The organism is Bacillus sp. MYb56 (assembly GCF_002976445.1).
Taxonomy (GTDB): domain Bacteria; phylum Bacillota; class Bacilli; order Bacillales; family Bacillaceae_G; genus Bacillus_A; species Bacillus_A mycoides.
Genome location: NZ_PCOH01000109.1, coordinates 1 through 2,613 on the forward strand (window position 1 = coordinate 1; position 2,613 = coordinate 2,613).

Sequence of the window (2,613 nt, forward strand, 5' to 3'; positions counted from 1 at the left end):
AGGAGGTTTAATGAACATATTCAACAAATGCTCCGCCCTGTTTATCTGGGGAACTTCCATTTATCTTTTTATTGGGCTAATATAACGTACAGTAAATTATAAAGATATTATGTTCAGCACATAACATCTTTATATCCAAAAACGACCGTATATGGGGCTTTATTTTTTTATTTTTTTATTTCTACCCAATAGAGAAAAATACTATTCAGATTCAAAATGAAAATAGTCCGACAAATATGACATATATATTGTTTTAAATAAAGTAGGAAGTAAATAATTCCCGTTGAATGAATAACTACTTCCATTTATAATAACTAGGATTCTTTATTGGGTTATTTATATAAAACAGGGATTTGAAGAAGAGAAATGAATAGAGAGGTAGATGTATCAAAAATAATTTCTGGGTAATTAAAAGGAGTGAACAAATGAAACAGTTTTTAATAACAAGTAGGCGAGTATTAAGTAATCACGTTGGCTTTTTCTTTTTTGCGGTTGTTTTATTTTGGTTGAAAACATACGCAGCATATGTAATAGAATTTAACTTAGGTGTTTCGAATACACTTCAAAAATTCTTATTGTTCTTTAACCCATTAAGTTCAGCTATTCTCTTTTTAGGACTTGCATTATTTGCCAAAGGGAAGCGTTCTTATATCTGGTTAATTAGCATTAACTTTTTAATGACATTTATTTTATACGCAAACGTAGTATATTATCGTTTTTTCAACGATTTTATTACGTTCCCGACATTAACACAAACAAACAACTTTGGAGATTTAGGAGGAAGTGTTTTTGCGCTATTACATGCCTATGATCCTCTTTATTTTTTAGATACAATAATTTTAATTGTATTAGTCGCAATAAAATTCGCAAACCCAAAACCAATTCGTGTTGCGAAGCATAAATTATCACTTGTTTTTATAACAGGTATTCTCATTTTCAGCATTAACTTAGGACTAGCGGAATTTGACCGTCCTGAGTTATTAAAAAAGACCTTTGACCGAAATTACATTGTGAAATATTTAGGTGCATATAATTATTTAATCCATGATGGAATTAAAAGTGCAAAAGCATCAACAGAACGAGCGTTAGCTGATGGAGATGATATGACAGAGGTTAGAAATTTTCTCGCATCAACTTATGCAAGCCCTAATCCAGAGTACTTTAGTAAAGGAAAAGGAATGAACGTGATTTACATTCATTTAGAGTCATTCCAAAACTTTTTAATCGACTATCAATTAAATGGAAAAGAAGTTACACCGTTTTTAAACTCATTTACAAAAGACGCAAATACGTTGTATTTTGATAACTATTTCCACCAAACAGGACAAGGGAAAACATCTGATGCGGAGTTTATATTAGAAAATTCAATGTTTGGTTTACCACAAGGTTCTGTTTTTACGACAAAACCTCGTAACACATATCAATCAGCACCAGCTATTCTAGGACAACAAGGCTACACATCAGCGGTTTTCCATGGTAACAATAAAACCTTCTGGAATCGTGATGAAGTGTATAAATCATTTGGTTTTGATAAGTTCTTTGACGCGTCATATTATGATATGAGTAAAGGAAATGTTATAAACTACGGTTTAAAAGACAAATTATTCTTTAATGAATCAATGCCGTTATTACAGACATTAAAACAACCGTTCTATACGAAATTTATTACGGTAACGCATCATTTCCCTTATCCGCTCGCTGAGGAAGATCAGACAATTGAACCCGCACAAACAGGCGATTTATCAGTAGATAGATACTTCCAAACAGCTCGTTATTTAGACGAATCTATAAAAGGATTTATAGACTCTCTAAAGGAATCTGGTTTATATGATAACTCAATTGTTGTTATGTATGGTGACCATTATGGTATTTCAGATAATCATAACAAAGCAATGTCTCAATTAATGGGTAAAGAAATTAACTCATTTGAAAGTACACAATTACAACGTGTACCTTTAATGATTCGTGTACCAGGAATAAAGGGTGGCATACAGCATCAATATGGGGGAGCGATTGATGTACTCCCAACGTTATTACACTTACTAGGTACTGATACAAAGAATTATGTCCAATTTGGTTCAGATTTATTATCACCAGAACATAAACAAGTTGTTGCGTTCCGAAATGGTAACTATGTAAGTCCAACAGTTACTGCATTAAACGGTAAATATTATGACACAACAACAGGTGCTCCAGTAGAAAAAACAGAAGAAATAAAACAAAATGAACTATTCGTTCAAAAATCACTAAAATATTCAGATAAAGTTGTAAATGGTGACTTATTACGATTCTATACACCAGAAGGATTTACCCCAATTGATCGTTCTAAATATAACTATACTAATCGTGATAAGAATACAACAGAGAAAGAGAACACAAAATAGACTAAAAAGAAACTACTCGTGTACACGAGCAGTTTCTTTTTTAGTTTATAGGGATCATAAAATTTTTCTTTACAGGGGTCCCGCCACATCGCTATCAAGCTAATAAAAAGAAATGCCCCCTAGAATGAAAAAATACGCTATTCTTTCTGTAGAATCATAGGAAAGGATGGCGTTTTTTATGTCTGTTTCTGTGTCTGACGAATTACAACTATTTGCTCAAGAGATTCAA

1 protein-coding gene and 1 pseudogene are annotated in these 2,613 nt (G+C 32.1%); both read left to right on the forward strand.

The window, feature by feature from the left end; translation table 11 throughout:
• A pseudogene (locus CQ058_RS32835) lies at window positions 1-85 on the forward strand (LysE/ArgO family amino acid transporter); the annotation flags it as partial.
• A 340-nt stretch (window positions 86-425) separates the two neighbouring features.
• The gene (gene ltaS, locus CQ058_RS31155) at window positions 426-2,384 is read left to right on the forward strand and encodes a lipoteichoic acid synthase (protein ID WP_105590264.1); all 1,959 of its coding nucleotides are present in this window, start codon (window positions 426-428) and stop codon (window positions 2,382-2,384) included.
• Window positions 2,385-2,613: the final 229 nt, after the last annotated feature.